The organism is Halobacterium noricense (assembly GCF_021233435.1).
In the GTDB taxonomy this organism is placed as follows: Archaea; Halobacteriota; Halobacteria; order Halobacteriales; family Halobacteriaceae; genus Halobacterium; species Halobacterium noricense.
Window position 1 is genome coordinate 2,772,024 of the sequence record NZ_CP089468.1, and the last position, 25,375, is coordinate 2,797,398.

At 66.3% G+C, this 25,375-nt stretch carries 23 protein-coding genes, 1 tRNA gene and 1 other RNA gene; 16 read left to right on the forward strand and 9 right to left on the reverse strand.

Annotated features, from left to right (window positions below):
* The first annotated feature begins 194 nt into the window (after window positions 1–194).
* The 4 genes from LT974_RS14855 to LT974_RS14870 all read left to right on the forward strand — a co-directional run bounded on the left by LT974_RS14855 (window position 195) and on the right by LT974_RS14870 (window position 3,796).
* On the forward strand, window positions 195–881 hold the full coding sequence (locus LT974_RS14855) for a nucleotidyltransferase domain-containing protein (protein ID WP_232588402.1): 687 nt from the start codon (window positions 195–197) through the stop codon (window positions 879–881).
* Complete coding sequence (locus LT974_RS14860) at window positions 881–1,114, forward strand: hypothetical protein (protein ID WP_232588403.1); 234 nt, start codon at window positions 881–883, stop codon at window positions 1,112–1,114. Before LT974_RS14855 ends, LT974_RS14860 begins: the two co-directional genes overlap by 1 nt.
* A complete protein-coding gene (locus LT974_RS14865; protein ID WP_232588404.1) occupies window positions 1,102–1,371 on the forward strand; it encodes a hypothetical protein in 270 nt (89 codons plus the stop codon). Before LT974_RS14860 ends, LT974_RS14865 begins: the two co-directional genes overlap by 13 nt.
* Before the next feature lie 703 nt (window positions 1,372–2,074).
* Complete coding sequence (locus LT974_RS14870; protein WP_232588405.1) at window positions 2,075–3,796, forward strand: hypothetical protein; 1,722 nt, start codon at window positions 2,075–2,077, stop codon at window positions 3,794–3,796.
* A 142-nt stretch (window positions 3,797–3,938) separates the two neighbouring features.
* Here LT974_RS14870 and LT974_RS14875 read toward each other — a convergent pair.
* The 3 genes from LT974_RS14875 to LT974_RS14885 all read right to left on the reverse strand — a co-directional run bounded on the left by LT974_RS14875 (window position 3,939) and on the right by LT974_RS14885 (window position 6,163).
* Window positions 3,939–4,011: transfer RNA gene (locus LT974_RS14875), tRNA-Arg, on the reverse strand.
* A gap of 51 nt (window positions 4,012–4,062) precedes the next feature.
* Entirely contained in the window at window positions 4,063–5,418 is a 1,356-nt protein-coding gene (locus LT974_RS14880; protein WP_408611726.1) for an MATE family efflux transporter, read from the reverse strand.
* Between the two features lie 163 nt (window positions 5,419–5,581).
* Window positions 5,582–6,163 carry a 2Fe-2S iron-sulfur cluster-binding protein gene (locus tag LT974_RS14885; RefSeq protein ID WP_232588407.1) on the reverse strand — a complete coding sequence of 194 codons (582 nt, stop codon included), beginning with the start codon at window positions 6,161–6,163 and terminating at the stop codon, window positions 5,582–5,584.
* 93 nt (window positions 6,164–6,256) lie between these two features.
* On the opposite strand from LT974_RS14885, the gene LT974_RS14890 reads away from it, so the two are divergent.
* Window positions 6,257–6,838, forward strand: a complete 582-nt coding sequence (locus tag LT974_RS14890; RefSeq protein ID WP_232588408.1) for a DJ-1/PfpI family protein — start codon at window positions 6,257–6,259, stop codon at window positions 6,836–6,838.
* Window positions 6,839–7,078: 240 nt separating this feature from the next.
* On the opposite strand, the gene LT974_RS14895 is transcribed toward LT974_RS14890, so the two are convergent.
* Window positions 7,079–8,032, reverse strand: coding sequence for a decarboxylating 6-phosphogluconate dehydrogenase (locus LT974_RS14895; protein WP_232588409.1), 954 nt, complete (start codon window positions 8,030–8,032; stop codon window positions 7,079–7,081).
* A gap of 103 nt (window positions 8,033–8,135) precedes the next feature.
* Between LT974_RS14895 and LT974_RS14900 the strand changes: the two genes are divergently transcribed.
* The 4 genes from LT974_RS14900 to LT974_RS14915 all read left to right on the forward strand — a co-directional run bounded on the left by LT974_RS14900 (window position 8,136) and on the right by LT974_RS14915 (window position 11,209).
* Entirely contained in the window at window positions 8,136–8,390 is a 255-nt protein-coding gene (locus tag LT974_RS14900) for a hypothetical protein (RefSeq protein WP_232588410.1), read from the forward strand.
* Between the two features lie 75 nt (window positions 8,391–8,465).
* Window positions 8,466–9,311 (forward strand): ABC transporter ATP-binding protein, encoded by an 846-nt coding sequence (locus tag LT974_RS14905; RefSeq protein ID WP_408611689.1) that lies wholly within the window; start codon window positions 8,466–8,468, stop codon window positions 9,309–9,311.
* A 150-nt stretch (window positions 9,312–9,461) separates the two neighbouring features.
* Window positions 9,462–10,583, forward strand: a complete 1,122-nt coding sequence (locus LT974_RS14910; RefSeq protein WP_232588411.1) for a FecCD family ABC transporter permease — start codon at window positions 9,462–9,464, stop codon at window positions 10,581–10,583.
* 209 nt (window positions 10,584–10,792) lie between these two features.
* Complete coding sequence (locus LT974_RS14915; protein ID WP_232588412.1) at window positions 10,793–11,209, forward strand: hypothetical protein; 417 nt, start codon at window positions 10,793–10,795, stop codon at window positions 11,207–11,209.
* A gap of 214 nt (window positions 11,210–11,423) precedes the next feature.
* Here the strand turns inward: LT974_RS14915 and LT974_RS14920 are convergent, their stop codons facing one another.
* Window positions 11,424–12,575: an ABC transporter substrate-binding protein gene (locus tag LT974_RS14920; protein WP_232588413.1), complete on the reverse strand. Its 1,152-nt coding sequence runs from the start codon at window positions 12,573–12,575 to the stop codon at window positions 11,424–11,426.
* A gap of 254 nt (window positions 12,576–12,829) precedes the next feature.
* Between LT974_RS14920 and LT974_RS14925 the strand changes: the two genes are divergently transcribed.
* From LT974_RS14925 to LT974_RS14935, 3 genes are read left to right on the forward strand one after another with little or no spacing between them, the layout of a single operon-like run.
* Window positions 12,830–15,469, forward strand: coding sequence for a valine--tRNA ligase (locus LT974_RS14925; protein ID WP_232588414.1), 2,640 nt, complete (start codon window positions 12,830–12,832; stop codon window positions 15,467–15,469).
* A 43-nt stretch (window positions 15,470–15,512) separates the two neighbouring features.
* Window positions 15,513–15,929 carry a CBS domain-containing protein gene (locus LT974_RS14930; protein WP_232588415.1) on the forward strand — a complete coding sequence of 139 codons (417 nt, stop codon included), beginning with the start codon at window positions 15,513–15,515 and terminating at the stop codon, window positions 15,927–15,929.
* Window positions 15,930–15,986: 57 nt separating this feature from the next.
* Window positions 15,987–17,090, forward strand: a complete 1,104-nt coding sequence (locus tag LT974_RS14935; protein WP_232588416.1) for an aminopeptidase — start codon at window positions 15,987–15,989, stop codon at window positions 17,088–17,090.
* Between the two features lie 134 nt (window positions 17,091–17,224).
* On the opposite strand, the gene rnpB is transcribed toward LT974_RS14935, so the two are convergent.
* An RNA gene (gene rnpB / locus LT974_RS14940) (RNase P RNA component) lies at window positions 17,225–17,679 on the reverse strand.
* A 258-nt stretch (window positions 17,680–17,937) separates the two neighbouring features.
* Between rnpB and LT974_RS14945 the strand changes: the two genes are divergently transcribed.
* On the forward strand, window positions 17,938–18,573 hold the full coding sequence (locus LT974_RS14945) for a TIGR00296 family protein (protein WP_232588417.1): 636 nt from the start codon (window positions 17,938–17,940) through the stop codon (window positions 18,571–18,573).
* 15 nt (window positions 18,574–18,588) lie between these two features.
* On the opposite strand, the gene LT974_RS14950 is transcribed toward LT974_RS14945, so the two are convergent.
* Together LT974_RS14950 and LT974_RS14955 are read right to left on the reverse strand one after the other, a co-directional pair.
* A complete protein-coding gene (locus LT974_RS14950) occupies window positions 18,589–19,743 on the reverse strand; it encodes a nicotinate phosphoribosyltransferase (protein WP_232588418.1) in 1,155 nt (384 codons plus the stop codon).
* Window positions 19,744–19,810: 67 nt separating this feature from the next.
* Window positions 19,811–21,250 (reverse strand): Hvo_1808 family surface protein, encoded by a 1,440-nt coding sequence (locus LT974_RS14955; RefSeq protein ID WP_232588419.1) that lies wholly within the window; start codon window positions 21,248–21,250, stop codon window positions 19,811–19,813.
* A gap of 336 nt (window positions 21,251–21,586) precedes the next feature.
* Here LT974_RS14955 and LT974_RS14960 point away from each other — a divergent pair, with 336 nt between their 5' ends.
* On the forward strand, window positions 21,587–22,159 hold the full coding sequence (locus LT974_RS14960) for a cysteine hydrolase family protein (protein ID WP_232588420.1): 573 nt from the start codon (window positions 21,587–21,589) through the stop codon (window positions 22,157–22,159).
* Window positions 22,160–22,255: 96 nt separating this feature from the next.
* Here the strand turns inward: LT974_RS14960 and LT974_RS14965 are convergent, their stop codons facing one another.
* Complete coding sequence (locus LT974_RS14965) at window positions 22,256–23,074, reverse strand: hypothetical protein (protein WP_232588421.1); 819 nt, start codon at window positions 23,072–23,074, stop codon at window positions 22,256–22,258.
* Window positions 23,075–23,124: 50 nt separating this feature from the next.
* Between LT974_RS14965 and LT974_RS14970 the strand changes: the two genes are divergently transcribed.
* On the forward strand, window positions 23,125–23,796 hold the full coding sequence (locus LT974_RS14970) for a lipoate--protein ligase family protein (RefSeq protein WP_232588422.1): 672 nt from the start codon (window positions 23,125–23,127) through the stop codon (window positions 23,794–23,796).
* 238 nt (window positions 23,797–24,034) lie between these two features.
* Window positions 24,035–25,348: a dihydroorotase gene (locus LT974_RS14975; RefSeq protein WP_232588423.1), complete on the forward strand. Its 1,314-nt coding sequence runs from the start codon at window positions 24,035–24,037 to the stop codon at window positions 25,346–25,348.
* Window positions 25,349–25,375 lie beyond the last annotated feature (27 nt).

Genomic DNA, 25,375 nt, shown 5'->3' on the forward strand with positions numbered 1-25,375 from the left:
CCCGCCGCATCCGTGCGGTTCTAACCAGAAAATCGGATACGGGCGCGAAGGGCACCAGTAATACGCTGTGACGAAACCCGGATATCGCCCCGACAGCCAAATCCGTAGCGGGCCCGCCCCGAGAGCAGATCAGGGGGAGTAGACACCCAAGCACACCACAACTCTTTTGCACATACTGCAAGTATTTCCCTATTATGCAAAACGGGGCGCGTGTGCTACTGGACTACCCCCTCCCCGAAGAGCGGGTTTTCCGGTACCAGGCGATGCAAGACATCCTCCACCATCTCGTGAACAATCCGTTCGAAGAATTCACACAAAAGGAGCTAGCGACGATCACTGGAGCCGACATCTCGTCGGTCTCTCGGTCAGTCGATCTTCTCGAACAGCTCGGCACCATCACCGTCTCCGAGGAAACGCCCGCGAAAATCGCAATCGACCAGGACCATCTCACCGCATCCAATCCGCTCCTGACAATCCCACAGGAGGAGTTCCGGAAACCCGTACAGACGTTTCTTGAGGAGGTCTCCGACGACATCGACGCCTCCGAGGAGGTGGACGAGCTCGTCGGTGTGGTGCTGTTCGGGAGCGTCGCACGCGGGACTGCCGACCGGAGCAGCGACATCGACCTGCTCGTGCTCGTCGATGGCGACGCGACGTACGCACGACGGCTCACCTCGAAACTCGCCAGGGACCTCGAAACCCGAGCGTTCGACGGCGACCGCTACCAGTTCGAGGTCCTCGTCGAAACACCCGAATCAGCCGCCTCCCGCGGCGACGACCTTCGGGAGATTTTCGACGACGGCATCGTCGTCGAACGAACCGATGCGTTAGCAGACGTTCGGGCAGCAGTCTACCAAGACGACGGAGAGGTGACGGAGTGATGCCACTCACGCTTGACGACGTCGAGTCAGAGCTCTCTGAGGCTGAAGCCGCATTTCGGCACGGCAATCAAGAGCCGGAAGCAGGGCTTGACGTGTCTGATGCTGGCTTCGTGCAGTTACGAAAAGCGTGCCGATCACTCTCCGGGGCCGACCAGCTCATGGCTGACGGATATTACACGCTGACGATCGAAGCCGCCTTCACGTCCATCGAGAAGACGTTGTGTTCTGGTTGATCGACGAGGGGCACCAGGACCCAGCGAACCCGCCACAATCACACACGACGGCAATCAACCGGAGCGCTGACGTCGGATTCATCAGCCCTGAGTTCGCCGCCAGGCTGGACGACCTCTGGACGGATAATCGCGCACAGACGTACTACCAGGACGGGATGGCGACACAAGCGCGAGCCACGACGATGCTCGCGCTCGCAAACCGCATTCACAAGCAAGTCGCTCACTTGGCCGGCCAACACCACGAGTGCATCTGCTGACCCGCAGAAACGACTCCAGCAATTCACTGTCCGCGGAGGGACTGCTAAGTACAGGGAGGAGACCCATCACCCAACAACGACTTACTGGCTTCGACGGCCCACGAAATTACGAATTGGTTCCCACCACCACCGCCATTTCCACACCCACAATATTGCGCCGATAATCAGTGAATACGTGATGAGTGTGGTTTGGTTCGAGTACAGTCCATAGATCGGGAAGACAAGCACCAACAGAAGGAGTAGGAGGAGCCGGTTCGAGATGAACTGAGAGCGGGTCACGGCTGACGTGATGTATGGACTGTCAATACTTGAATCCATCTTGGTGACAGTACATTCGCACACGAACTTCGCGGGCAATACAGAACAGGCTCGGTTGTAACGAACAACCCAGAACACGCCTCTAGAGGGAAGCGACCACCAACGACGAATCAGGATCAGCAGATCGTTTTCTCCTGGCATATCGCCTGGGTGCGTTCGTCACACTGCATAACGAGACTCATACACAGCCGAATCCAGTAAGCCCGCAGAACTCACCGTTGTCCGGCGATTAGTGGCCAGCAGGAGTGAGCGGGCGCGAAGGGCACCAGTAATACCCTGTGACGAAACCCAGATACCGGCATTCCAGTTGAGAACACCAGGACGCTTCCCCAGCGACTACCAGAACCCCCGAAGGTATATCTAGGCGGCTGCGTCGTACACACCTATGGCAAATCGGGGCGAGGAGGAGCCGGACTGGACGCGCACCCACTCGGTTTCTCGTCGGCATGCGCTCGCGCTCGGTGCAGCAGCGATGGGCAGTTTCGCGGGCTGTTCGAGACTCTCGGACGGCCCTTCGGAGCCAGCGGAGACGACGACCGAACAGCCGTCACTCGCCGAGACGCTCGCAGTAGACGCCGAGTTCACAATCGACGAGGTGACACTCGAAATCGGGAGCGCCGCCTATCCGGATGACTCGCTCTTGGGGACACTTCGCCTCTATGCAGCGCCGAACCTCGACCGCTCCAACCGGACGGTCATCGCCGAGACAGCTATCGACCAACGCGAGGCGAGCGCCGAACACACCCTCGAACCAGACTACGACCTCGGCTACGCGCAACACTTCCAGTTCACGCTAGAGTCGGACGGAGCTGACGAGGAACCTCTCTACAGTCCGGCGGAGACGTTCGTCCCGTTCTACAACGCCGCCAGAGACACGGAGATGATTCGGCAGGAGCCACCAGCCACACCAGAAGGCGACTGGGCGTACACCGACCCATTCTACAAGACGGACTTCTGGTTCGACTCTCCAGACGAGAGCCCGTTCAACACGCCTGAAGTTCCCGAAGACGAGTACGACCGGGACTGGTACGACTATCGGAACATCACGATGACCGCTCTCATCCGCTTTCCGACCTACGAGAACATCACCGAATTTCCGGGGTCAGAAGAAGATACGGCTACTCACTCGCCCGCCTTCGATTGGGCGGTCGTCAATCTGAACCTCGATGCGTGGGAGCTCATCGAGGCCGTCCGCTGGAACTCGATTGCGACCCAGAAGCTCGAAAGTGGAGAATACTCCTACGGAGACGGGGACGCAGGACTTGTTGGCGGCGTAGAAGATTATGCGAGCGCTAGTAATTCCTCTCGTGATCTTATGTTAGATGCGTCAGCCCAGGACGACCCATATAGTGCATATATTAGTTTGCGCTATGGAGGTGCGAGATGGGACGAAGTAGCCACTAATCCGGTATTGATGAACGGTAGTCGTCCGTTCTCAATACGGGCAGCAGAGGAATTAGAGAACGCTTTTGACAATCCGAGCTTCACCACGCTCGAATACCAGGACTACCACAAAGCAATCGCCCTCCAGGTCTTCGTCGGCCAGAACCCGTTCGGGTTTGCGACGGGCAGTTACGTGAGCACACCTGAAGAGACCGTGAACAAGTGGTACAAAATCAGTACGGGTCAAGGTGGGCCGTCTGGGAACTGTCAGGACGGGACAGCGATGTACGGTGGAATCGCAGTCCACCTGCTTGACTCGACGTACGGCATCGTCGGCATGCAAGGCAGTGTCGGCTACCACATCATGGGCGGCTTGCTCGACCTAGAGAAGTCAGAACGACCGTACGAAGTCTGGCCCGACCACCCCTCTCCAACTGCGTCTGACGTGTTCACGTTCGAGACGGACTACGGAACTGTGAGCCCAGTCGAGTGTACGTATCCAGACCCGACAATCGGCTGGAAGAACTCTGGCGGGGGCGATTACGAACTGCTGTCGTATCTGGCAAATACGAGTGTCCAATCCCAACTCTTGCTCAACGGTTCTTATGAACCAGACGTTGACGGGGAACTCAGAATGTCGGCTCAAGATCCAATTATTCAGTGGGAACTCCATACCACAGAGTACGCCGTTATCGATGACATCGAGAACTTCCGCGCGTCCTGACTTGCTCGGTCAGTAGCTACTGTCTCTCGAATTACCGACTAGGCACGTTCGTCACACCGCATGACGAAACTCATACACGGACTAGTCCATCAAGCACGCAGAACCCACCATTATCCGATGGTTCTTCGCCGACGACAGGTAGCGGGCGCGAAGGGATTTGAACCCCTGACATCTTGGTCCGGAACCAAGTGCTCTGTCCGCTGAGCTACGCGCCCTCGGCGTGTGGTAGCGGGGGCGGCGGTATAACGGTTGTGAGTCCGAGTCGGTCAGGCGGCCTCGGGCTCGTCGGCGTCGACGAGCGTGCGTTTCCACGTGCCGCGCGTGAACCACGCGGCGGCGACGATTGCGCCGGTGATGTTCCCGAAGGCCATTCCGACCCAGATACCGGTGGCACCCCAGTCGAGCACGAACGCGAACAGGTAGACCGTGAGGACGCGGCCGATCCACAGCGTCACCATCGAAATCACCATCGCGGTCTTCGTGTTGCCGGCGCCGCGGAACGCGCCGAGCAGGACCTGGACGACGCCGACGAAGACGAACTCGATGGCGCGGATGCGGACGTACGTCGACCCGTACTCGACGATTGCGGCGGCGTTCTCCGCGCCGGGGCTGAGAAACACCGAGACGATGGGGCGCGGGAAGATGACGGCGACGATGGCGACCGCGAAGAGGACGCCGGCGGCGACTTTCGCGGCGAGCCAGACGGCGCGTTCGGCGCGCTCGGTCTGTTTCGCGCCGAGGTTCTGGCCGACCATCGTGTTGGTGGCGCGGCCGAGCCCCATCGCGGGGAGGAACACCAGCGAGATGAGACGGTTGCCGAGGCCGAACGCGCCCACGACGGCGGGCGCGAACGACGCCACCATCGCGGTGAGCGTAATCATCGCGAGCGCGCTCGTGGACTGCTCGGCGGCGCTGGGCGTGCCGACACGGACGATGCGGGAAATCATCGAGACATCCGGCGCGAACTGCGACAGCGAGATGTCGGGGCCGGCGTCCGTGAAGAAGAGCACGTAGACGCCGACGGCGGCGGCGACGAGGCGCGCGAAGATGGTGGCGACGGCAGCGCCCGCGATGCCCATCTCGGGGAACACCCACCAGCCGAAGATGAGGAGCGGGTCGAGGACGACGTTGATGGCGACGCTGACGAACATCACGCGCATCGGCGTGCGGGTGTTGCCGTAGCCGCGCATCAGCGCGGAGAACACGAAGAAGCCGAACAGCGCGGGCATCCCGAGGAAGAACACTTCCATGTAGTCGCCGGCCAGCGGCACGACGACCCTGGCAGTCTCGGCCTGCGCAGGGAGCAACGCGAGCATGTCCCGGGTGACGAAGTGGCCGACGACGCCGAGGACCGTCGAGATGGCGACGACGAAGCCCATCGTCTGGGCGGCGACCTTCCCCGCGGAGCCCTCGCTGTCGGCTCCCGTGTACTGCGCGACGAGAATCGAGCCGGCGGTCGTGAACCCGCCACCGACGGAGATGAGGAAGAAGACGAGCGGGAACGCGAGGCTGATGGCGGCGACGGCGTTCCCGGACAGCCGGCCGAGCCAGAACGTGTCCGCGAGGTTGTACGTCACCTGGAGGAGCTGGATGACGACCATCGGCCACGCGAGCCGAATCATCGGGCCGACGAGGTCGCCCTCGGTGATGCTGCTCGTCGAGCGGGTTTCGGGCACTACGGGCCCTCACGCAGCGGCCCGTTTTGAAAACTCCGGCTCGAAGAAAGCCAGCAAACCGCACGAGTTGCCGGGAGACGCGGAAACGCGAGAAGAACGGGACCGACAGTTACGGCGTCTCGTCGGTTTCGAGGGAGAATTCCGCGGTCGGGTAGGCGGTACACGTCAGCATGTATCCCTTCTCCATCTCGTCGTCGCTGAGCGTCTCGTTGTTCGTGTGCTGGACGAGGTCGTGGGAGTCCTCGCCGCTGGCGATACGGCCACCGCACGACAGGCACTGGCCCTGACGGCAGGCGTACGGCAGGTCCCAACCCTCCTCTTCGCCGGCGTCGAGGAGGCTCTCGTTGTTCCCGACCTCGATGGTCTCGCCTTCCTTGACGAACTCGATTTCGTAGTACTCGACTTCGTCCTCCGGGATGGACTCGGGGTCGAAGCCTTCCTCCTCCTCGCCCTCCTCTTCGAGTTCGCCTTCCGCAGCGCCGCCCGCGACTGCGCCGGCACCGCCGCCACCGCCGATGGAGCGGTTGTACGGCTCCGGGAAGTCGGTCTCCGGAACCGTCGAGGCGCGCTGTTCGAGGACCTCGCTGGCGATGTCCTCGGGGACGGGCTTCGGCGTGCCCTTCAGGAAGTGGAGCCCAACGAGCGTGAGCGCCATCCCGACACCGAGCAGCAGCCCCAGTGTGTTCACCATGTCCGGCGGTACGGAGAGGGTGCTTAACAGTATTGTGATTGCTCACCGCCCCGCTCCGGGCGAGTTTTGAGGGGGTGGCGCGAACGCCGCCGCATGGACGTCGAGATACTGCTGTACGAGGGGTTCGACGAGTTGGACGCGGTTGCACCCTACGAGGTGTTCCGGACGGCCGCCGACTTCGGCGCGGACGTCGACGCGAGCCTGCAGACGCTCGTGCCGAGCGATCGCGTGACCGCGAGCCACGGCCTCCGCGTCGAACCCGACGACGTGCTCATCGGCACGCCCGACCTCGTGCTCGTGCCGGGCGGCGGGTGGAACGACCGCGGCGAAAATGGCGCGTGGGCAGAGGTGCAGGACGGCACGCTCCCGGAACGCCTCGCCACGCTCCACGAGGGCGGCGCGACCATCGCCACGGTCTGCACGGGCACGCTCGTCGCCGCGGAGGGCGGCCTGCTGGAGGGACGACCAGCGACCACCCACGAATCGGCGAAGGACGACCTCGCGGACTACGGCGTCGACGTCCGCGACGAGCGGTTCGTCGACGACGGCGACGTGCTCACTGCGGGTGGCGTTACTTCCGGCATCGATCTCGCACTCCACCTCGTCGAACGCGAATTCAGCGCCGAAGTCGCACAGAAAGTCGCCGACGAAATCGAGTACGAGAACAACTACTGACCGAATCGGCTGTTAGTCGTCGCTCACAGTCTACTGCGCTCGCGGCTCACTCCGTTCACCGCTCGCGTTTCCGTGGTTCTCGGTCGCTCGCTACGCTCGGCTCGCGGCTCACTCCGTTCACCGCTCGCGTCTCCGAACCACGCTCTTCCTCCGAACCACGCTACTCCTTCCGAGCGACCTGCCTCACGGGTCGCTCCGCTCCCCGTTCGGCCAGTAGTTGCTCTCAGTCGCTCGCTCCGCTCACTCCTTCCGAGCAACCTCGTGTCTGCCAAACCCGTACCGCAGCCGGTTCGCCAGCCGCCGCGCGAACCGCCCCTCGCCGTCACCGCTGGCACGAGAGTCGAAGCGCTCGGCGAGCGCCTGGTAGATAATCGGGAGCGGAACCTCCTGTTCGAGGCTCTCCTGAACCGTCCACGTGCCCGTGGAGCCGCCGGCGACGTGGTCGGCGACGTCACCGAGGTCGTTGCCCTCCTCGCGGAACGCTTCCTCGCAGAGTTCGAGCAGCCACGAGCGGATGACGGCACCGTTGTTCCACGTGTTCGCGACGGCCTCGAGGTCGAGGTCGTAGCGACCCTCGTGGAGGAGTTCGAAGCCCTCGCCGTACGCCTGCATGAGCGCGTATTCGACGCCGTTGTGGACCATCTTCACGTAGTGGCCCGAGCCCGCAGGTCCCATGCGGTCGTGGCCGTCCGGGCCGGTCGCAACCGCGTCGAAGACGGGCACGAGCTCGTCGTACGCCCACTCGGGGCCGCCGACCATCAGCGAGAAGCCAAGTTCCGCGCCAGCGGGGCCGCCGGAGGTGCCGCAGTCGAGGTACGCGAACTCGTATTCGCCGGCGCGCCGCGTGGAGTCCTCGAAGTGGCTGTTGCCGCCGTCCACGACCACGTCGCCTCGCGGGCGTTGCCCGCTCGCTGATTCGGTCGAGCGTGGCTCGACCCCGTCGAGTTCGGGCGCGAGTTCGTCGAGCGCGGCGTCGACGGGGTCGCCCGCGGGGACCATCAGCCAGATGCGCTTCTCGTCGCCGAGTTCCGCCGCGAGGTCGGGAATCGATTCTGCGGGCGTCGCGCCGGCGTCCGCCGCACTCGTGCGGGCGTCCGCGTCGATGTCGAACGCGACCACGTCGTGGCCCGCGTCCAGACACCGGTCGACGACGATGCGTCCCATGCGGCCGAGACCGATAACGCCGAGTTCCATACGACGAACTTCCGGGGCCGGAAGGTAGTGGTTGCGGTTGCCCCGTCGCGGTCGGAACGGCGCGACCACAAGGTTTCAGTCGGCTGGGCCGCGACTCGCGGACATGCGCACGCTCCCGGTGGTCCTCGCGGTCGTGCTCGTGAACGACGCCGTCCTCCTGCTGGCGCTGGACGTCGCGGTGCCGACGTGGCTGGTCGTGCTCGGCGCTGCGTTCGCGCTGACGGTACCGATACTGGTCGCCGTCAGCGCGACCGTCGAGCGCGAATCCGCGTCGAACGCGGAGTTACAGCACGAAATCGAGGGATTGCGGGAGCGCGTGGCGGCGCTGGAGGGCGGCGGTCGAAGGGAAAACGATTAACCTTAGGCCCGCCTAAACCACGACCGTGTTACGAAGCGTCGGCGTCAACCGGACTGGCTCTCGGGGTGAGCGGTAGTGTCGCTCGAAGGAACCACCGCCGAGCGCGCGGAACGGGCGAGCGAGGCCGGCGAGGAGGCCCGTTCGGCGCTGTTCGGTGACGACCTCGAAGTGACCTACGCGACCGCCGAGGAGCCGGTCGTGACCTGCGACCGCGTCGACATCCCGGAAGGCGAGATTACCGCGTTCGTCGGGCCGAACGGCAGCGGGAAGTCGACGCTGCTGAAGGCGCTGTCGAACCACCTCGACCGCGACGCGGGCGCGGTCGTCCTCGACGGCAAGGACATCCAGGAGTACGGACAGAAGGAGCTCGCCCGCGAACTCGGCTTGCTCTCCCAGGAGAACACCTCGCCGGGCTCCATCACCGTCGAGGACCTCGTCTACCACGGGCGCTACCCGCACCGCGGGTTCTTCGACGCCGTGACCGACGAGGACCGCGAGGCGGTCGAGCGCGCCATCGACCTCGCGGGCGTCGACCACCTCCGCGAGCGCGAGGTCGGCGGGCTCAGCGGCGGACAGAAGCAGCTCGCGTGGATTGCGATGGTGCTCGCCCAGGAGCCGGACGTGTTGCTGCTCGACGAGCCGACGACGTACCTCGACCTCCACCACCAGTTGCGCGTGATGGAGACTATCGAGCGGCTCAACGAGGAGGACGGCGTCACGGTCGGCGTGATCCTCCACGACATCGCGCAGGCGGCGCGCCGCGCGGACTACCTCGTCGCGCTCGAAGACGGCGCGGTCTACGACTGGGGGCCGCCGGTCGAGGTGCTGACCGAGGAACTGCTCTCGGACGTGTTCGGCGTGGACGCGGCCATTTCGTACACGCCCGACCCCCAAATCATCCCGAAGGGGTCGCTGGACTGAGCGTGCCCCCGGTCGCCGGGTCCACCCGCCGGAGCGCGGAACGAAATCCTTTTGCGTCGTTTAGGCAACCCTAAAGTAGATGGACACGACTCGGCCCCGCCCAGCCCCCCACGACGAACGACCCACTCGACGACGCACGCGGAGGGACGCATGTCAGTAGGCGACTCCGAGCGCCTCCGCGACGAGATCGACCGCTCGCTGCTCGCCGTTGTCGCCGCGAGCCTCGTCGTCGTCGCGGCCGGCGCGGTCGTGCAGGTCCGGTACGGCTCGTACCCGATGACCCTCGAACAGGCGCTGGCCGCGCTGTTCGACACCGACGTGCTCTACGACCCGCGCTGGCTGCTGAAATTCGTCGTCGGCGAGTCGCTGATGCGGACGATTACGGGCTTCCAGGGCGAACTCCCGAGCCTCGCGACGGACACGGTCGTCGTCTGGACCATCCGGCTGCCGCGCGTGGTCGCAGCCGTCGTCGTCGGCGCGAGCCTCGCGGTCTCGGGCGCTATCTTCCAGGCGGTCACGCGCAACGAACTCGCCAGCCCCTACATCCTCGGCGTGTCCTCCGGGGCCGGCCTCGCCATCCTCCTCACGCTCGTCGTGTTCAGCGGGCTCAACGCCTACCTCCCAATCATCGCCGCGCTCGGCGGCGCGGCCGCGTTCGTGCTCGTGTACGCCATCGCGTGGCAGAACGGCACCAGTCCCGTCCGGCTCGTGCTCGCGGGCGTCATCGTCAGCACCGTCTTCACCTCCCTCCAGCAGGGGATGTTCTACTTCGCGGAGGACCTCGGCGTCGTCCAGAGCGCCATCGCGTGGACGACGGGGTCGCTGACCGGCGTCGAGTGGCGGCACATCCGGCCCGCGCTCCCGTGGGCGGTCGGCGCGGTCGGGCTGTCGATGGTGAGCGCCCGCCAACTGAACGTGCTCGCGCTCGGCGAGCAGACCGCGCGCTCGCTGGGCATGGCCGTCGAACGCACGCGCTTCCTCCTGGCGGGCGTCGCCGTGCTCGCCGCCGCCGCGAGCATCGCCATCGCGGGCATCGTCGGCTTCGTCGGCCTGCTCATCCCGCACGTCGTCCGGAACATCGTCGGCAGCGACTACAAGCAGTTGATGGCGGGCTGCCTGTTCGCCGGCCCCGCGCTGATGGTCGCCGCGGACGTCGTCGCGCGGCTCGCGCTCCCCGTCGGCCAGGTGCCCGTCGGCATCGTCACCGGCGTCATCGGCGGCCCGTACTTCCTCTACCTGATGCGCCGCCAGCAGGACGTCGGCGAACTGTAGCGGTCACTGCTCGGTCGCAGTGAAACGCGCGTCTTCGCCGCGCGTATTCTGATTCGTGGCTGGTGGTTGCTTCTCTCTGGGGTACGATGCGGACTTTTCGTTGCGACTGAGACTGTACTGAATTGTCTGCGAAGTTTGTGGGCGAATTGCGTTTCGGACACCAGCCCTATCGGAAAAGAATTTTCTACTATTCGGCCATTCTACCGTCCATGAAAGTGTCGAAGACAAATATCGTGGAATACTGCTTCGGTCAAGAGGTCAATAGAACTGCTGTAGCAACCCTCCTCTCAGTAGCAGTATTCTCAGCAGTTTACATTTCGTCCCTATATAACACAGATATTGTCCCTCTCCTCGTAAACACTACTCAAGGCGGAGTTGTAGTGTTACTCCTACTGGCGGCTGCATACTACTATCACGAGAATCGAGGGGTTCTGGTCGCCTTCCTCATCGTCCTCGCTCCCATCTACGCAGTTTTCATTCGGCTCGTTGAACTTGGGAACATTGCACCCAGCCCCCTCAGGGAAGCAGTCGTCGAAGCGGTGCCGTTAACCCTGCTGTTCGCCGTTCCAATCACTATTCTCTCTATCGGCCTCGCACTCGTCTACGAAAGATTCTCCACGAACTAACCGGACCACGAAACATCAACAATAGCCGTCAAACGTAACCAGAAGGCGGGGAAGAATAGCGCGATTTTCGAGTTACCGTTGATACACTTCTATACTGCACCTAGCGATTTCCAATCCACGCTCTTCCTGCTTAGCTAGCCAGTATCCGGGTTACGTTACAGCGTGTTACTGCTGGCTTTCGCGCTCGTCTCGCGAAAAAGTAGCCGGGCCGCGCTCAGAAGTCGCCGTTGACGATGTTCGCGACCTGCTCGCGGTCGAACAGCTCCTCGTCGACGTCGTAGACCTGCTGTGCCGCGCGTTCGGTGAGCACGAGGTTCGTGATCGGCCCCTGGTAGAGCGGGCCGCCGCGGTAGACGTCGCCGTTCTGGACGGCGGTGAGGTCGCTGGCGGTGGTATCGTCCTGGAGGAACGAGACGATCGTGTTCTGGAACTCCTCGGCGGTCTTGTGTTCCTGGCCGCGCAGCAGGAGAACGTCCGGGTCGATTTCGAGCAGCGTCTCGAAGTCGACTTCGGCGCGGGAGGCGTGGAAGTCGCGGACGTCGGTCTCGTCGAGGGCGTCCCGGACCTGGAGGTCGCGCCACTGCTTGAAGCTCGTTCCGTCGCTGACGAGGTACGGGGAGAACGACGTGGGCTCGTCGCCGGACGCCCACATGATGGCGACGCGCGGGCGCTCGCCCTCGGCGGGCACGACGTTGCTGACCCGGGACTGGAAGTCCTCGTGGAGGCTGGCGAAGGCCTCGTAGCGGTCGGTGCGCTGGAACAGCTGCGCGAGCTTCTCGAAGGCCTCGTACAGCGTGTAGTACTGGTAGTCGCTGTGCCAGTCGTAGCCGGTCGAGAAGATGCTGTTGCCGAAGAACGGCGCGACGCCCTCGCTAATCTCGTCGACGTCGGCCTGGTTCCAGCCGCTGAAGCGGTTCATCAGGAAGTTCGGGTCGATGACGTGGACGTCGGCGTCCAGCGAGTAGAACAGCTCCCTGTCGACGCCGCCCTGATAGAGGGAGGTCATGCCGCTGGCGTCGACGGAGACGCCGTCGATTTCGTCGTAGTACCGGGTGTGGTAGCGGTTGGCGAGCCAGACGGCTTCCGGCGGCTCGCGGCCGAGCGCGACGCCCATGTCCGCCCAACTCCCGTTGTTCGCAACCCACGTCTCGGGCACGGAGTCGAAGGTGACGTCGCCCATGGGGGCCATCGAGACGGTGTAGGAGCCGTCGTCGGTCTGGGTGGTCGTTCCCTCGTCGGTCGTCGTGCCGGCGGTCGTGCTCGACTCTGTGGTCGTCTCTTCATTCCGCGAGTCGCCGGTACAGCCGGCGAGCAGGCCGGCGACGGTGGCTGCGGTCCCGGACTTGATGAACGTGCGTCGTCGCATACTCGTTTAGGTTCGCCTAAAGAATAAAAGGCCGTCGGTTTTTCGGCCCACCTAAAGGAACGGCGTCGGCGCGTCGCGGTTCCGGCCGGAGCGGGCGTCGTGCCACGGCCCCACCCGGGACGGGAACCTTTATGGCCGCGCCACCGCTCCGCTGACGTATGCGCGTCGAGCTCGCGGTAGTACGTGTGTAAGCCCTCTTCTCGTCACGAACCGGACACACAGACACGCGACCGCGGCCGACGACCCACCCAGCTATGACGAACATTCCGGACAGCTACGACCCCGACCGCATCGAGACCGAGTGGCAAGACGACTGGCAGGACTCCGACGTCTACGAGTTCGACCCCGCCGAGTCGGACACCCAGTACGTCGTCGACACGCCGCCGCCGTACCCCACCGGGAACCTCCACCTCGGCCACGGCCTGCAGTGGTCGTACATCGACTTCGTCGCGCGCTTCCACCGCCTGCAGGGCGACGCCGTCCTCTTCCCGCAGGGCTGGGACTGCCACGGCCTCCCGACCGAAGTCAAAGTCGAGGAGAACCACGACATCCACCGCACGGACGTCTCCCGCGAGGAGTTCCGGGAGATGTGCGTCGAGCACACCGAGGCCCGCATCTCGGAGATGAAACAGACGATGCGGGAGCTGGGCTTCTCCCAGGACTGGTCGGCGGAGTTCCGCACGATGGACCCCGAGTACTGGGGACAGACGCAGTCGTCGTTCGTCGAGATGGCCGACCAGGAGATGGTCTACCGCGACGAGCACCCCGTCAACTGGTGCCCGCGCTGCGAGACCGCCATCGCGGACGCGGAAGTCGAGAACGTCGACCGCGAGGGCACGCTGTACTACGTCACGTTCGAGGGCGTCGGCAACGACGACATCGAAATCGCGACCACGCGCCCGGAACTGCTGGCGGCCTGCGTCGGAATGGCGGTCGACCCCGACGACGAGCGCTTCGAGGGCCGCGTCGGCGACACGTTCGAGGTCCCGCTGTTCGGCCAGGAGGTCGAACTGCTCGCGGACGACGACGTCGACCCCGACTTCGGGACCGGCGCCGTCATGATTTGTACGTTCGGGGACAAGCAGGACGTCGACTGGTGGGCCGAGTACGACCTCGACCTCCGGTCGGTGTTCACCGAGGACGGCCACCTCACCGAGGAGGCCGGCGACTTCGCGGGGCTGTCCATCGACGACGCGAAGGGCGAAATCGCGGACGCGCTCGACGACGAGGGCCACCTGAACGGCACCGAGCCCACCGAGCAGAGCGTCGGCGCGTGCTGGCGGTGTGACACGCCCATCGAGATTCTCTCCAAGGAGCAGTGGTTCGTCGAGGTCGACCAGGACCTCGTCCTGGAGAAGGCCGAGGAGGTCGAGTGGATTCCCGAGCACATGCACGACCGCCTCGTCGACTGGGCGGAGGGCATGGAGTGGGACTGGGTCATCTCCCGCCAGCGCGTCTTCGCGACGCCGATTCCCGCCTGGGAGTGCACCGATTGTGGCCACTGGCACATCGCGGACCGCGCCGAGACGCCGGTCGACCCCGACGAGGAAGACCCCGCTGTCGGCGCGTGTCCCGAGTGTGACAGCCACGACTGGCGCGGCGAGACCGACGTCATGGACACGTGGATGGACTCCTCGATTACGCCGCTGCACATCTCCGGGTGGCCCGAGGACATCGACCTCGACGAGTTCGAACCCGTCGGCCTGCGGCCGCAGGGCCACGACATCATCCGCACGTGGGCGTTCTACACGCTCCTGCGGACGGGCGCGCTCACCGACGAAGCGCCGTGGGACGACATCCTCGTCAACGGCATGGTGTTCGGCCCGGACGGCAACAAGATGTCCAAGTCCCGCGGGAACGTGGTCGCGCCCGACGAGGCCATCGAGGAGTACTCCGCGGACGCCGTCCGCCAGGCACTCGCGCTCGGCGGCCAGCCCGGCAGCGACGTCCAGTTCCAGTGGAAGGAGGTCAAGTCCGCCTCCCGCTTCCTCACGAAGCTCTGGAACATCGTGAAGTTCGCGGGCGGGCACTTCGACGAGGACACGCCCGACGTCAGCGACCCGGCCTACCGGGACGCCGACCGCTGGCTGCTCTCGGAACTGACGCGGGTCGCCGACGAGGTCGAAGCCGAGATGGAGGCGTACCGCTTCGACACCGCGCTGCGCACGCTCCGCGAGTTCGCGTGGGAGGACCTCGCCGACGACTACGTCGAGCTGGTCAAAGGCCGGCTGTACAACGGCCGGCCGGGCGAGCGCGCCGCTGCCGAGAAGACCCTCTACACCGCGGTTACGGCGGTCGTCCGGATGCTGTCGCCGTTCAGCCCGCACGTCACGGAGGAAATCTGGAACCACCTCCCGGGCACCGAGGGCAGCGTCCACAACGCCGCGTGGCCCGAGGTCGACATGCTCGACGAGGACGCGGAGGTCGCCGGCGAGTACATCGCCGAGACCGCCAGCGAGGTCCGCGCGTGGAAGTCCGAGAACCACATCCCGCTGAACGAACCCCTCGACCGCATCGAGCTCTACTTCGAGCCCGGCCAGGAGGCGAGCCTCGACACGTACGACCTCAGCGAGACCGTCAACGCCCCCATCAAGCTCGTGGAGGGCCGCCCGGACATCGAACTCGTCCCGGTCGAGGTCGACGCCGACGAGTCCGAAATCGGCCCCGAGTTCCGCAGCGAGGCGGGCGCGGTGATGCAGGCCGTCGACGCCGCCGACCCCGCCGAGATTCAGGCGCAGATGCACTCCGGCGACGTCGTCACCGTCGAAGCCGCCGGCGAGACGTACGAACTCGACGCCGACTGGCTGACCGTCGAGACGGAGTACCACGCCCAGACCGGCGAGGAAGTCGCCGTCATCGAGACGTCGTTCGGCACCGTCCTCGTCTACGAGTAGGGCGGCCACCACCTTCTACTGGCGCGCGAGCGACCTCGCGAGCATGGTCGACCCAACAGCGCCACGAATCGAGGACGTCGTACGCCTCCCCGAGGACGCGTTCCTCGATCAGGTCGCGGAGACGATGCACGCAGAAGACGTCGGCAGTGTCGTCGTCACGAGCGACACGACCGACCTCACAGGCATCGTCACTGACCGGGACCTCGCGCTCGCACTCCGGGACGGCATCGACCCCGAACAGACGACCGTGGACGAGGTGATGACGCCCGATCCCGTCACGGCCGAGAAGAGCGCGGAGATATTCGAAGTCGTGGAGACGATGCGCGACGAGGGCGTCCGCCGGCTCCCGCTCGTGGACGACGCGGGCGACGTCGTCCGGCTGGTGAGCCTCGACGACGCGCTCGTGTTGCTCGGCGAGGAGATGGCCGACGTCGCGGGACTCGTCGAAGCACAGGTGTAGCCCCCAGCACCGTCCGGAACCCGGCTGCTTTTTCGCCGCCGCCCGCGAGAGCAGGATATGGACCCCCGCATCGAGGACCACGCCGAAGTGCTGGTGGACTGGAGCGCGCGCGTCGACGCTGGTGACGACGTCGTGTTGCGCGTCGGCCCGGACGCCCACGAGCTCGCGGTTGCGGTCGCCGAGACGGTCGGCGAGCGCGGCGCGAATCTCGTCTCCGTCTACGACTCGAACGAACTCCAGCGCGCGTGGGCGCTCGCCCACGGCGACGACTTCGACGAGGACCCCGAGTACGAACTCGCGCTCTACGAGAACGCCGACGTCGTGCTCTCCATCGGCGGCGGCCGCAACACCAGCGAGGGCTCGGACATCCCCGCGGAGACACGGCGCGCGCAGTCGAAAGCCCGGCAAGGCATCCGGGAGGCCCGGATGGACACGGACTGGGTGTCGACGGTCCACCCGACGCGGTCGCTCGCCCAGCAGGCGAACATGTCCTTCGCGGAGTACCGGGAGTTCGCGTACGACGCCATCCTCCGCGACTGGGAGAGCCTCGCCGACCAGATGGCGAACATGAAAGAGATTCTCGACGCGGGCAGCGAGGTCCGGCTCGTCAAGGAGGACACCGACCTCACCATGAGCATCGAGAACCGGACTGCCGTGAACTCCGCGGCGTCCGTCGAATACGACTCCCACAACCTCCCGTCCGGCGAGGTGTTCACCGCGCCCCACGCCACCGAGGGTGAGGTGTTCTTCGACGTCCCGATGACGATTCGCGGCGAGCGCGTGCAGGACGTCCACCTGACGTTCGAGGATGGCGAAGCCGTCGACTACAGCGCCGCCCAGAACGAGAGCGTTGTCGGCGAGGTGCTGGATACCGACGAGGGGTCGCGTCGTCTCGGGGAACTCGGTATCGGGATGAACCGCGGCATCGACCAATTCACCGACTCCATCCTCTTCGACGAAAAGATGGGCGATACCGTCCACCTCGCGGTCGGCCGCGCGTACGAATCCAACTACCCCGAGGGCCACGAGGACGAGGCCAACGACTCCGCGGTCCACGTGGACATGATTACGGACGTCAGCGAGGACTCGTTCCTCGAAGTCGACGGGGAAGTCGTCCAGCGCGACGGGACGTTCCGGTGGGAAGACGGGTTCGAAGCGTAACGCGAGCGCGTACAGCCGATAGCGGTCGCTGTCTTTTAGCGTCCTGTCGAGCGACGCGAGACAGGGTTCGGGAGAGCAAGCTCTCGCGGCATAGATTTTTGCGGGGTCGCGCATCGACTCCGCAAAAAGGTACGAGCTCGAGGGGAGTAAGCCCCCTTCTGTTCGGCCTGGCATTCGGCTGAGCGTCCACACGGCCCCTTGCGGGCGTGTCGGGCTACCTTGCGCGCGTGGACTTGCACCGGCGGGGATTAGCCGTTCCATCGGTCCCCTTCCTTCAGCGAACGGGGACGCCGTTCGCATCGGGGCTCGCGGTTACACCGCTCGCCCGTAACGTGGTCGGCTGACGCCGACCACGCCAGCTCACGGCTTGCGCCGTTCGCGTTTAACGCGGCGAAGCCGCGCTTCCCTCGGCGGGTTAGCTTCCTTCCCTCGCGGGTCGGGTCGCACGCCTCATCGGTGGGGGAGGGACGTGTCGTCTCTGTTCCAGTGCCGACGGTCTCCCGTCCCGGATTTGCATCCGGCCGCCTGCCCGAACGGGTGGGGGGACTTTCCTCATGCCTCTCGGCACGGGAGCCAGGCTCCCTCTGCTCGCTGGTTCTAGGAGTGCCGCGGCGTTAAGGGGTTCGGTTGGGCGGGCCGTCGAAGCGCGTGTCGACGAACCACGTCGAGTATTCAACCTTGTGGCCGGCGGAATTATACAGAATCGTTGTCAACGTTCCAATCAGTACGCGCGAATCCGTCTCACGTTCCGCGATTCGGCCGTCCTACGCAGCCGAGGAGAAATCCTTCACGGTTCTCGCCCGTGAGGGGAAGAGTTCAAGTTAATCCTTGCCATAAATAGAGTCGTATGGCCGAGGCCCAGTCAGTAGTACTTTCCTTCGAGGACGGCGCTCGGACGGTTGAACTAGCACGCGAATCCGTCGAGGCGTTCGTCCAGAACGGCCAGCGCGAGCAGCCCGGAAGCATGCGGGACGCCTTCTACAACCGAACGAGCGCGTTCGTGCGATTGGAGTCGACCCACGGCCGCGGCCGACTCCGAGGCTGTGCGGGCGCCCAAGAGTCCGCCCGCGACCTCGGGAGCCGCGACCAGCAGCTCGGGCACGCCATCGTCGAGGCGTCCATCAAGGCCGCCTCGGAGGCGTCGTGTGGCTCCGAAGTCGAGGCCGCGGAGCTGCCGAACCTCCGCGTCTCCGTCTGCACCGTCTCGAATCTCGTTCTCACGGACGACCCCGTCGAGGACATCGAGCTCGGCGTGCACGGCGTCGCCATCGACGGCGACGGCAAGCACGGCTGGATGTATCCGACGCTGCCCGTCGAGAACGACTGGAGCGTCTTCGAGTACCTCGACCGGACGTGCCGGAAGGCGGGCCTCCCGAACGGCGCGTGGGAGGACGACGACGTGATGGTCACCCTCTTCGAGGGACAGGTGTTCCGGGAGACCGGCGAGGACGCCGAGGAACCCGTCGAAGAACTCACCGCGTAGAAGCGCGCGCTACTGTTACTCCGCGCTATCCCTGAACCCGACACGCCCGGCGTCGTCGAGCGCGCGGTCGGCGGCGTTCTCGATGCTGAACGACCGGACGAGGTCGCCGTCCCGAATCAGCGGATCCAAAAGCGACGTGCCGTCCGTCGGGCCGGGGCGGGCGGCGAGGCCGACGTGGTGGCCGCCGTCGCGCGTGCGGTAGACGTCTTTCTTCCCGGAGAGCTTCCCGCGCTTGGCGGCGGGCTCGCCATCGACTTCCACGATGTCGAGCGCGAAGTCCACGGGGTCGGCGTTCGAGACGTGGCTGCCGACGCCGAAGCCGTCCGCGACGTCCCTGAGCTCCCGGAGTTCCGTCGGGCCGAGACCGCCGCTGAGGAAGACGTCGACGTCGCGGCGGTCGCGGGCATCCAGCTCCCAGCGAATCTCGCGGACGATGTGCCGGAAGTCGCCGCGGCGCGAGCCCGTGGTGTCGAGGCGGACGCTGTCGAGGTCGTCGCCGAGTTCGTCGATGGCGCGCAGGACTTCGTCCTTCTCGTCGCTGTACGTGTCGCAGAGCGCAACCCGCGGGACCGACTCGTCGACGGCGTCGTCGAACGCGCGCCACGCCGCCTCCTGGTTGCCGCGCCCGAAGCAGATGAGGAGGGCGTGGGGCATCGTCCCGCCGGCTTCGCGCCCGATGACGTCGCCGGCGGCGAGGTGGGAGAATCCGTCGAGGCCGCCGACGAGCGCGGAGCGCTCGACCATCGCCGCAATCGAGGGGTGGACGTGGCGCGCGCCGAAGCTCAGCACCTGTGAGTCGGGCGCGGCGCGGCGGGCTTCGAGCGCGGCGGTCGCGACGCCGGAGGCATGCGAGAGGAAGCCCAGCAGCGAGGTTTCGTAGCGCGCGAAGTCGCGGTAGTCGCCCTCGATGCGGAGGACGGGGCCGCCGTCGAACAGCGTCCCCTCAGAGATAGCGTCCACGTCGACGGGGAGGCCTTCGAGGAGGTGGGCGGCGTCCTTGACGCCCGCGAACAGTTCGAACTCCCCGGTCGGGAACTGGTCGGCGGTCACCTCCGTGACCACGCGGGGGTTCTTCCCGGCGAACTCCAGCGTCGTCTCGGTGCGCTCGAAGTACGCGTCGGTCGCGCGGCCGCTCTCGATGGCCTCCGGCGGCACGACGTCGAAGGTCACGCAACCACCCGGCGAGTAGCCTGCATGCCTGCGGGTAGACCCGCCCCAGCGAAAAAGCCTCGCCTCCCTACTTCGAGTGGACGTCGTCGAGGTCGTCGGTTGTCGGCGCGTTCACGATAGTGACTTCGTTCCCGGAGCGCGTGACGCGGAACGCGTCCGCGAACTCGCTCTCGTTCTCGGGGATGCGCCAGCGCGCGGTCTGGGCATCGACGCGCTCGCCACCCCAGTACTGGAGGAGTTGGCGGTACGTCCGCGCGAACTCGCGGGCCTCGCCGTCGGAGTCGAAGGCGAGCCGCCACGTGTACGCGGTCTCGGTGCCGTTCTCGTACACCCAGAGCTGCTCGCCGTCCCAGCCCGCGACGGGCTGGGTGGCGTAGTCGAACGGCGAATCCTGGTCGATGTTGCCGTTCGCGCCGTAGTTCAGCGGGTTCAACACGGCGTCCTGCGGGTGGCGGTCCTGCTCGTAGGCGGGGTAGCCGAACATCGCGGTGAGCCCGCCGACGCCGACTTCGCCGTGGGGCGCGCGGCCGCCCGGCGTGACGCGCTCCCAGTCGTCGCTAGAGCGGTCGGGAAGCGTGACGTCGCGGGGCTGGTCGCTGCCGTACTTCTCGGGCTGGGCAACCTGCTCGGAGGACGCCGGCGGCTCGTCGTAGACGCCCGCGACCGCGTCCCAGCCGCCGTCACTGTGGACGTGCTCGACGAACGCCGACCCCGCGCTGTACGGGAAGTACTTCATCATGTAGACGCCGAGGTGGATGCTCCCGCCGCCCCCGCCACCACCGCCCGCGGCTTCGGGCGTGGCGCACTCCCACTCGGCACCGCAACGGTCGCCGTACTGGCTGTCGAGGAAGCTCGCTTCGCCCTCGATGAGGCCGTTGTGGGCGTTGGCCTTGTCCCGGGTGGGCGAGGAGAAGTTCGCCTGGAAGTTCCGGAACTGCAGCGCGTGCATCAGCTCGTGACCGAGCGTGTTCTCGTCGATGGTCGGTGTCTCGGACTCGGCGATGACGACGATGCGGTCGTCCCGTGGCGTGTAGAATCCGAGCACGTTCGACCCGCGGTTGGAGTTCTGGACGGACAGCGAGTCGTTGCGCTCGCCGACGAGGAACAGCGCCTCGAATTTCACGTTGTCGAACGTCGCCATCGCGTCGCTGGAGTTCCCGGAGCCGGTGTACTCGTCGCGGTACGTCGACCGCGAAATGACGTCCACGGGGACCGGCTCCTCGAATTCGAGGCTGCGGAGCTGTTCGACCCGCGCCATCGACCGATTGATGACCTGGTCGCGTTCGGTTTCGTTGAGGCCGTCGTCGACGGTCACGGGGAGGGACTCGTTGTGCCAGTAGCCGCCCTCCCAGCCGAGCGTGTCGCCGGCGGGGTCGGCGTAGTCGAAGTCGCTCGTCGCGGGCGCAGTCGTGGTCTCGACGGCCCCGCCACCAGTCCCAGCGGGGGACTGACAGCCGGCGAGCACGACCAGCGCGACGAACGCCACGGCCAGAGTACGGCGTGTCATTACACGCGGTTCGGTCTCGACGGGGTAAAACGCTACGCACAGGCACACCGCGCGTGGGCGGCAGTGTTCAGATAAGCAGACGAAAGTAGCGGAGATGCCGTTGCGTTTTGAAAGCCCTCGGTGGTCTCGACTCCCGCGGCTCGCTGCGCGCGTTCGCTCCCGTTGGTCGCTCACGTGCTTACGTCGCCGGGGTTCGTCGAGACCGCCTCGCCCTTTCAATCCACCAGGAAATCGGCTGGTTCGCCGGCTGAAGCTGTGTTCAGATGAATCCTTATCTGAACACTACCCGCGTGGGCTGGCCCAACGGCTTAGTGGCTCGCCGGCGAGCACTCGCGCATGGAGTTCGACCCCGACAGCACCGCGGTCGTCGTCGTGGACGTCCAGAACGGCTTCTGCCACCCCGAAGGGAGTCTGTACGCACCCGCCAGCGAGGAGGTCGTCGACCCCGTGACGGCCCTCGTCTCCCGAGCGCGGGAAGCGGACGCGAGCGTCGTCTGCACGCGGGACGTCCACCCGCCCGAACAGTTCGAGGACAATCGCTACTACGACGAGTTCGAGCGCTGGGGCGAACACGTCGTCGAGGGGACGTGGGATGCCCAGCTCCACGACCGCCTCGACGTGCGCGACGAGGACTACGTCGTGGAGAAACACACCTACGACGCGTTCTACCAGACCGGCCTCGAAGGCCACCTCGACACGCACGGCGTCGACGACCTGCTGGTCTGTGGGACGCTGGCGAACGTCTGCGTGCTCCACACCGCGGGGAGCGCGGGCCTGCGGGACTACCGGCCGGTGCTCGTCGAGGACGCAATCGGCTACATCGAGGAAGAACACCGCGAGTACGCCCTCGACCACGCCGACTGGCTGTTCGGCGAGGTCCTCGACCGCGAAGAGGTCGCGTTCCGATAGGAGCGCTGCGCCGGCGGCGAACAGCAACACGAGCACGTACGCGGCGACGATTAAGAGCGTGGGCGGGTCTCGACGCGACGCGGCCCCAGGGAACCGCTACTCGACGCCGACCGTGACGCTGTCGCCGACCGCGAGGTCGTGTTCGGGCGCGACGAGTTTGACGCCGAGCCGGTCGATGCCGAGCCACAGCGAGAGCCCGCGAACCGGTTCGCCGTTCGCCGTCACGGTGACGTCCCGCCACGCGACGGTGCGGCCGTCCGCGACGTCGCCGGCGTGCGTGCCGAGGAACGAAACCGAATCGTCGGTCTCACCCTGCCCGAAGACGCCACCGCCCTCGTAGTGCGGGACCCCGCCGTCAAGCACGCGGCCGTCGTCGATGGCGATACCGGCGAAACACTCACCCGGTGCGTGGTGTTCGGGCGCGTCGAGCAGCGCGTACGTCCCCCCGGTTTCGACGACCTCGCCGGTGCCGTCCCACGATACTGGTTCGACGGGCGCGTCGAGGTCGAGCGGGAGGGACCCCGACGCTCGCACGGCGTCGCCGTCGCGCTCGCGGAAGCCGAGGTGGACGTGGTTGTCGACCCACGGCGCGAAGAAGCCCGAGCGCACCATCCGCCCGAGGTCGTCGCCGACTACGACGGTGTCGCCGGCTTCGACGGCGGGCGCGACGTGGAGGATGCGCGCGAGGAAGTCGCCCGTGTCCACGACGATGAGGTGGTCGTGGTCGACGGCGTACGGCTTCGACGGGCAGCGGACGGTCCGCGTCTCCACGACGTCGCCTGCGACCGGGCTAGGTGCGCGAGCGGTCTGGGGGTACAAGTCGACCGCACAGCCGGTGTCGTGGGCGGGGTACGGCGAGTTGTAGAGGGACACCCGCGGGTAGCGCGCGAGCACGTCGCCGTCCAGCGTGACCATACCCGCGAATCGGACCGTGAGGATTTACCGCCGTCGGTCGAAGGACCGGTATGCGCGTGCTCCGCGGGCGAGCCGACAGCCCCGACGCCGACCGCGCGGCGACCCGTGACCTCTTCGATTCCGTCGGGGAGACTGGCGAGCCGGCGGTCCGCGTGTGGGCTCCGGGCCACCAACTCGCGTTCGGCCGCAGAGATACCAACAGCGACGGCTACGAGGCGGCCCGCGAGGCTGCACGAGAGCACGGTTTCCCACCAATCGAGCGCAGCGTCGGCGGGCGCGCGGTCGCGTACACGGAGACGACGCGCGCGTTCGCCAGAGTCACGCCAGTCGAGGGCGTCCGCACGGGCCTCCAGGAGCGCTACGACGCGATGGTCGCGGACGTCGTCGACGCGCTCGCGGCGGTCGGCGTGGACGCCCACGAGGGCGAACCACCCGAGTCGTTCTGCCCGGGCGACCACTCCGTCTCCGCGGACGGCAAACTCGCGGGCATCGCCCAGCGCGTGACGAAGGACGCCGCACTCACGTCGGGCGTGCTCGTTGTCGACGACCGCGACGAGATTGCCGACGTGCTCTCTGCTGTCTACCCGAAACTGGGGGTGCCGTTCGACCCGAAGTCAGTGGGAAGCGTCGCAACCGCTGGCGGCGACACGGAACGCGTCAGGGACGAATTGGAGAGCGCGCTCGTCGGCGATGCAGAGGTCGACGTGGAACGGCTTTCGTGACCGACGACCAGACGCTCAGCAATTGAAACAGCCGGTAGGCCTGGCGGATTGAAAGGGCGAGGCGCGCTCGCGGCCGGAGGCCGTGTGCGATCCGCGACCACTATCCGCGAAGCGTAGCGAGCGGATATGTCGCGGAGCGTGCGCGAGCGTGCCGAGGGCTTTCTAGGAGGCGGCACCGAGTAGCGAGCGGTGAGTACGTCTCCGCAGTACTTAGGCCGGTGCCTGAAGACGACCACGTATGCGAGTAATCCGGAACGCGACGCTGGCGGACGGGCGGGAGCGCGACATCCGAATCGAGGACGGCCGCATCGACGCGGTGGGCGAGGACCTCGACGGGGAGACGCTCGTCGACGCTACAGGGAAGCGCCTGCTGCCAGGGATGATAGACGCGCACGTGCACTTCCGCCAGCCCGGCTACGGGCACAAGGAGACGTGGGCGACGGGGTCGCGGAGCGCGGCGGCGGGCGGCGTCACCACCGTCGTCGACCAGCCGAACACGGAGCCGCCGACGGTGACGGGCGCGGCGTTCGACGAGAAGGCCGAGTACGCCGCCGACTCGCTCGTGGATTGGGGTATCAACGGCGGCATCACGGCGGACTGGGACCCCGAAACGCTGTTCGACCGGCCGCTGTTCGCGCTCGGGGAGGTGTTCCTCGCGGACTCGACCGGAGACATGGGTATCGACGCGGACCTGTTCGCGGACGCGTGTCGGCGCGCGGCCGAGGAGGACGTGGTTGTCACCGTGCACGCCGAGGACGCCGACCTGTTCTCCGAGAGCGTGCTGCCAAGCAGCACGGACACAGCGAGCGGCGACGAGCCGCGAGCGGACGCGCACGACCGCGACGACGCGGACGCGTGGAGCGCGTACCGGACCGCCGAGGCCGAGGAGGCGGCCGTCGAGCGCGCGGTCGGTGTCGGCGGGAACGTCGGCGCGACGGTTCACGTCGCGCACACGTCGACGCCCGAGGGCGTTGACGCGGCGCGGGCGGGCGGCGCGACCTGCGAGGTGACGCCCCACCATCTCTTCCTCTCGCGCGAGGACCTCGACGAGTTGGGGACGTTCGGGCGGATGAACCCGCCGCTGCGCAGCGAGGAGCGCCGCGAGGCGCTGTTCGAGCGACTCGCGGACGGCGAGGTGGACGTCGTGGCGACCGACCACGCGCCCCACACGCGCGACGAGAAGGACGCGAGCATCTGGGACGCGCCCTCCGGCGTGCCGGGCGTCGAGACCGCGCTCCCGCTGCTGCTCCAGACCGCCAGCGAGGGGCGACTGAGCTACGAGCGCGTGCGGGACGTCACCGCCGCGAACCCCGCGGACATCTTCGACCTGCCCGACAAGGGGCGCATCGAAGCCGGACGGGATGCCGACCTCGTGCTCGTCGACCCGGACGCCTCCCAAGAAATTCGCGGCGACGACCTCCACTCGAAGTGCGGGTGGACGCCGTTCGAGGGAATGAGCGGCGTGTTCCCTGAGTTGACGATGGTGCGCGGGACGGTCGTCTGGGACGGCGAGGGCTTCGGCGACCACGACGGCGAGAACGTCCGCGCCTGAGCAGAGCTGCCGGCAGGGCTTAGTGGC